The sequence below is a fragment of the Nitratidesulfovibrio liaohensis genome (assembly GCF_011682075.1).
GTDB lineage: Bacteria > Desulfobacterota > Desulfovibrionia > Desulfovibrionales > Desulfovibrionaceae > Cupidesulfovibrio > Cupidesulfovibrio liaohensis.
On sequence record NZ_VSMK01000139.1, the window covers coordinates 1 to 6,115 of the forward strand.

The following is a 6,115-nucleotide window of genomic DNA, read 5'->3' on the forward strand; positions in this document are numbered from 1 at the left end:
GGCCGGGGTGCTGGTGCTGCGGCTGGCGCCCGTTCCCGGCGCGGCGAGCGGCGATGCCCCGCATTCCCTCCCGGCATCAGGTGTTGACGGCGTCGGCCTTTTGCTGGTGCTGGGCGCGGTGTGCTGCGAGACGCTGTTCCTGCTGCTGGGGCGTACCCTGCGCACGCCCGTGTCGCCGCTGGCCGCGTCCACGGCGTGCACCCTGTTCGGTGCTGTGCAGTTTCTGCCGCTGGCCCTGCCACAGGCGCACCGCGTGGCGGAACTGGACGTCACCGGCTGGCTGCTGGTGGGCTACTACGGCGCGGTGATCACCGTGGCTGCGTACATCTTCTGGTTCCGGGGCGTTGCCCGGGTGAACGCCGGAACGGCGGGGGCCTTCACCGCCGTGCTGCCGGTGAGCGCGCTGGGCTTTTCCGCGCTGCTGTTGGGCGAGCCGGTGGGCTGGGCGCATCTGGCCGGGGTGGCCTGCGTGCTGTGCGGCATCTGGTGCGTGACGCGGCGCTGATCCGGTGGGGGGGGGCACAGCCCTGTGCCGTGCCGACGCAGCCCAGATATGATGATGACGCGGCGAACGGCGAAGGATGCGGCCCGCCCACCCCCGGGGCTGGATACTTCGCTTCGCCGCGCCAACTGCCGATGGGCGTGCCCTCGGCGTGATCGCATGTCACGGCGGGGCATGGCGCCGCTGTCGGTCCGTTGCAGGTCGGCGCTGGCGTGCGCCGATCTTTTGAGGAAAGAAGGGGACGCGACGCGAAATTTATTGCCGCTGGCGGCATCACGTCATATACGAAGAGTGAGGGAGAGTGTTTACTTTTCCTCGCGTCCGCGCTTGTTCCCACAGTCACGATGTTGGCCGGTGGCCTCAGGCCATGCCCGCCGACACCCCTCACGCCTGACGCCTCACGGACGCTTCCTCCGCTGCCACGCGCGCCGCCCGCTGGGGTGCGGCCCGCTTTGCCCGGAACGCCGGAATACCGGAAAGGAGGAGCCATGAAGATTCTCGTTGCCGTCGATTCGTCGCAGTTTTCCGAAAAGGCCCTGGCCAAGGCGGTGGAGCTTGCCCAGAAGGGCGGCGCGGAACTGATCGCCCTTGCCGTGGCCGAACAGCCCCTGGACATGGGCGAGATCGCCGTTCCCGTCGATCTTTCCGCCCACTACAAGGCCATGGCCGCCAAGGCGCTGGAAAAGGCAGCCGAAGTCGCCAAGTCCAAGGGCGTTGCCCTGCGCCCGGTGCTTGAAGGCGGCAGCTCGCCCGCCGACAACATCATCGAACTGGCGAAGAAGGAAGGCGTGAACCTGATCGTCACCGGCAGCCGTGGCCGCACGGGGCTTGAAAAGTTCCTGCTGGGCAGCGTTGCCTCCAAGGTGGTGTCGCACGCCGCCTGCTCGGTGCTGGTGGTGCGCTGACGCGCAGCCCCGGTTGCCGTTTCCGCTTTGTCGCGGGGCGCGGGTTCCACCGCGCCCCGTTTGCGTTCGGTGGCAACAAGAGGGGCGCCGGGCCGGGGGTTTGACGCCGACGGATCCCGCCATCCCGCCATTCCGCCGTCGCCGTTCCGTCGCCATATCGTGGCATTTCGCGGGCATGGTACCGGACTGCGGCGGCATGCCCGCATCAACGCTTGCAAAAACCGCCTGCGGGGCGTACCCGCGCAGTGGGGCCGTGCGCCGTGGCCCCGAAAACACCGCAGCAAGGGTAGGGCGCATGGCCCAGCAACGCATTTTCGTCTCCGCGACCCGGCAGGAAGAACCCACCCGCTGGCTGGACGTGTTCGGGCTGCTGTTCGTGGCCGGGGTACTTGGCCTGGGCATCTGGTTTGCCCTCGCGCATCGCCATGCCGCGGCAGGGCCGGACATCTCCCTCGCCCCGGGCATGCTGCCGCGCTACGCCGCGTACTCGGTGGGGCGCATGTTCATGGCCTACCTGCTCTCCATGCTCTTTTCGCTGGGCTACGGCACGCTGGCCGCGCGTTCGCGCCGGGCCGGGCCGGTGCTGCTGGCCGTGCTGGACATCCTGCAAAGCGTACCCATCCTGTCCTTCCTGCCCGTGGTGCTGCTGAGCCTTTCCGCCGTGCTGCCCCAGGCCGTGGCGGTGGAGGCGGCATCCGTGGTGCTCATCTTCACCAGCCAGGCCTGGAACATCACCTTTGCCTGGTACCAGGCCCAGACCACCCTGCCCGGCGACCTGCGCGAGGCCGTGGCGGGCTACCGCATGGGTGCGTGGCAGCGCTTTCGCACCCTGGACCTGCCCTTTGCCGGGGTAAGCCTGCTGTGGAACAGCATCATGAGTTGGGCGGGCGGCTGGTTCTTTCTCATGGCGGCGGAAATGTTCACCGTGGGCAGCCGCGACTTCCGCCTGCCGGGCCTTGGCTCCTACCTTCAGGAGGCTGCCGCCCGTGAAGACACCATCGCCATCCTGATGGGGCTTGGCACCATGATGGTGGTCATCGTCACGCTGGACCAACTGGTGTGGCGGCCCTTGCTGGCCTGGGGCGAGCGCTTCAAGCTGACCATGGTGGCCGAGGATGAACAGCCCGAATCGTGGTTTCTCGATCTGTTGCAGGCTACGCGCCGCATGGCCCCGGTGCGCGCGGTGCTGGAGCGGGCGCTGGCCCCGGCGGCAGAGGCCGTGGACGCCTGGCTGATCCGCCGTTTTCCCCCGTCCGGCGAGAGCATGGACGTGGCTCGCCATGATCCGTGGGCGGGCCGCCTGCTCGGGGTGCTGCTGTTCGGCTGCGTGGCCTTCGGACTGTGGAAGGGCAGCGGCCTGCTGCTCAAGGTGGCTCCGGAAAGCTGGAGCGACATCGTCATCGGCATTGCCGCCACCTTTTTGCGGGTCATGGCGGCCATGACCGTGGCCCTGGCCTGGACCCTGCCGGTGGGCGTGCTCATCGGCACCAATGCCCGCCTCGCCAGGGTGCTGCAACCTGTCGTCCAGATCGCCGCGTCCATCCCGGCCACGGCGCTGTTCCCGGTGTTCCTGATGGTGCTGGTGGACGTGACCCACGGCCTGAACGCGGCGGCGGTGCTGCTGATGCTGCTGGGCACCCAGTGGTACCTGCTGTTCAACATCATTGCCGGGGCATCGTCCATCCCGCGCGACCTCAAGGACACCGCCGCGCTCATAGGCCTTTCGCGCGCGCAGCAGTGGCGCACCCTGATCCTGCCCGCGCTGTTCCCGTACATCGTCACCGGGGCCATCACGGCCAGCGGCGGGGCGTGGAACGCCAGCATCGTTTCCGAGTACGTGTCGTTCGGAGGGCGGACGCTCAGCGCCACGGGCATCGGAGCCATCATTGCCCGGGCCACGGCGGAAGGCGACTTTCCCCTGCTGTTCGCGGGCACGCTGAGCATGATCGTGACCGTGGTGGGCTTCAATCGATTGGTGTGGCGGCGCCTGTACCGTCTGGCCGAAGAACGTTTTCGCATGGAGTAGGGCATGCACGCACCTCTCGTTACCCTGCGCAGCCTTGGCAAGGCGTACGGCAGCGGCGCACGCCGCTTCACCGCCGTGTCCGGCGTCAACCTGGAAATCGCCGAGGGCGAATTCGTGGCGCTGCTGGGACCGTCCGGCTGCGGCAAGTCCACCCTGCTGCGCATGATCACCGGCCTCATCGCCCCCACGGAAGGCGAGGTGCTGTACCGGGGCGGGCGGCTGGAGGGGGTGAACCCCCATGCCACCATCGTGTTCCAGACCTTTGCCCTGTTTCCGTGGCTGACCGTGCAGGAAAACGTGGAAGTGGTGTTGAAGGCGCGCGGCGTGCCCCCGCGCGTGCGCGCCCGGCGCGCCCTGGACCTGCTGGACCGCGTGGGGCTGGCAGGCTTTGACAACGCCTACCCGCGCGAACTTTCCGGCGGCATGCGCCAGAAGGTGGGCTTTGCCCGGGCCATGGCCGTGGAGCCGGAACTGCTGTGCCTGGACGAGCCGTTTTCCGCGCTGGACGTGCTGTCGGCGGAAACGTTGCGCGGCGAACTGCTGGAACTGTGGACCAGCGGCAAGATTCCCACCCGGGCCATCCTGATGGTGTCGCACAACATCGACGAGGCGGTGTTCATGGCCGACCGCATCGTGATCATGGACAAGGACCCCGGCCACATCGTGCGCGTGATGCCCGTGGATCTGCCCCACCCGCGCCAGCGCAAGTCGCCGGAGTACCTGGCCTTCGTGGACCGAGTGTACGCCCTGCTGGCGGGTCAGACCCTGACCGAGGACGAGGAGTTGGGCACCGCCCCCGGCCAGCCCGGCCACACCCGTCGCCTGCCGGACCTGACCATCAACGAGATCACCGGCCTTCTGGAACGCATGGCCGACCAGCCCGCCCACGGCGCGGACATCTACCGCCTGACCGAGGAACTGCACGTCTCGTCCGACTACCTGCTGAAGGTTATCGAGGCGGCGGAACTGCTGGGCTTCGTCACCATCCGCGCTGGCGACATCCAGTTGACGCCGCTGGGCGAAACCTTTGCCGAGGCCTCCATCCTGGCCCGCAAGGAAATCTTCGGCTCGCGCCTGCGCCGCCTGCCGCTGGTGGTCTGGCTGTTGGACCTGCTGCGGGCCAGCGGCAATCGCCAGATCAAGTTCGAAGTGGCGGAAACGGCCCTTTCGCTGGAATTTCCCCGTGCCGAGGCGGCCCGCCAGGTGGAAACCATGATCAACTGGGGCCGCTACGCCGAAATCCTGTCCTACGACGACAACAGCGAGGTCATCCTGCTGGAGCCGGAAGGCGGCGTGCATCTGGAATGACGGCTGTCGCCGATTAGCGCTTTACATACCCCCGCTCGGGGGGTATTGATCACCCATTCAGCTAGGGGAGCCCGTAGGGCTGAGAGTGGAGCACGCCTCCAGACCCTCTGAACCTGAAGCAGTTCACACTGCCGTAGGGAAGCTGAGCGTACCGCGCCCGAAATGCCGGAAACGCCCGTCCACCCTGCGACGGGCGTTTTTTGTTCGCCCGCCGCAAGATGGCAGGGCGGGTCGCACGGCGGGCGCGCCATAACGCGAAGCTGGGGGAGCCCGTAGGGGCTGAGAGGGAAGGGCAGTCTTCCGACCCCGAGAACCTGATGCAGGTCATCCTGCCGTAGGGAAGCTTCCTCGCCTTCGGGCACCAAAAGGGGAGCTTGCCATTGGCAGGTTCCCTTCGCTTTCTCGAACGTCGCGGCAGCGGAGATTACGGCAATGACGATACGCGTGAACGGACAGCAGATGGAATGCGAAACCGGCACGACGCTGCTCCAGTTGCTGGAGCGGATGGCCCTGCGGCCCGAAGCCGTGGTGGTCGAGCGCAACCGCGCCATCGTGAAGTCCGGGGAGTACGGGGCCACCCGGCTCGATCAGGGAGACGAACTCGAACTACTGCACTTCGTGGGAGGGGGCTAGTGACGCACGACACACACGACAAAGACACGCTGGTGATCGGAGGGACGGCTCTGACAAGCCGCCTCTTCATCGGCACCGGCAAGTACGGCACCGACTCCCTCATCCCTGACGTGGCCGGGGCCTCGGGCTCCCAGGTCATCACCGTGGCGCTGCGGCGCGTGGACCTGGCCAACCCCAGGTCCAACGTGCTGGCCCACATTCCGCCGCACATGCGGCTGCTGCCGAACACCTCCGGCGCGCGGACGGCCGAAGAGGCCGTCCGCATCGCCCGGCTGGCGCAGGCCGCCGGGTGCGGCAACTGGATCAAGATCGAGGTCATTTCCGACAGCCGCTTCCTGCTGCCGGACGGCTATGCCACGGCCCGCGCCACGGAAACGCTGGCCAAGGAGGGCTTCGTGGTGCTGCCGTACATGAACCCCGACCTGTACGTTGCGCGCGACCTGGTCAACGCCGGGGCTGCCGCCGTCATGCCGTTGGGCGCCCCCATCGGCACCAACCGGGGACTGCGCACGGCGGAGATGATCGGCGTGCTCATCGAGGAAATCGACCTGCCGGTCATCGTGGACGCGGGCATCGGCAAGCCCTCGCAGGCCTGCGAGGCCATGGAGATGGGCGCTGCCGCGTGCCTGGTGAACACGGCCATCGCCACGGCGGGCAACCCGGTGGCCATGGCCCGCGCCTTTGGAGAGGCGGTACGCGCCGGGCGCGCGGCATACCTTTCGGGCGCGGGGCCGGTGGCCC

General features: G+C 67.9%; 6 protein-coding genes and 2 riboswitches. All 6 genes read left to right on the forward strand.

Annotated features, from left to right (window positions below; translation table 11 throughout):
• On the forward strand, positions 1–505 hold a 505-nt coding region (locus tag FVW27_RS05955), incomplete at its 5' end, for a DMT family transporter (RefSeq protein ID WP_167123571.1).
• Between the two features lie 485 nt (positions 506–990).
• Positions 991–1,407 (forward strand): universal stress protein, encoded by a 417-nt coding sequence (locus tag FVW27_RS05960; RefSeq protein WP_167123573.1) that lies wholly within the window; start codon positions 991–993, stop codon positions 1,405–1,407.
• A gap of 295 nt (positions 1,408–1,702) precedes the next feature.
• Positions 1,703–3,433, forward strand: a complete 1,731-nt coding sequence (locus FVW27_RS05965) for an ABC transporter permease (protein WP_167123575.1) — start codon at positions 1,703–1,705, stop codon at positions 3,431–3,433.
• Positions 3,434–3,436: 3 nt separating this feature from the next.
• Positions 3,437–4,741 carry an ABC transporter ATP-binding protein gene (locus tag FVW27_RS05970; protein ID WP_167123577.1) on the forward strand — a complete coding sequence of 435 codons (1,305 nt, stop codon included), beginning with the start codon at positions 3,437–3,439 and terminating at the stop codon, positions 4,739–4,741.
• A 53-nt stretch (positions 4,742–4,794) separates the two neighbouring features.
• A riboswitch (TPP riboswitch) is annotated at positions 4,795–4,898 on the forward strand.
• 95 nt (positions 4,899–4,993) lie between these two features.
• A riboswitch (TPP riboswitch) is annotated at positions 4,994–5,099 on the forward strand.
• Positions 5,100–5,173: 74 nt separating this feature from the next.
• Positions 5,174–5,374, forward strand: a complete 201-nt coding sequence (gene thiS / locus FVW27_RS05975; protein ID WP_043608334.1) for a sulfur carrier protein ThiS — start codon at positions 5,174–5,176, stop codon at positions 5,372–5,374.
• On the forward strand, positions 5,374–6,115 hold a 742-nt coding region (locus tag FVW27_RS05980), incomplete at its 3' end, for a thiazole synthase (protein ID WP_167123579.1). The genes thiS and FVW27_RS05980, both read left to right, overlap by 1 nt.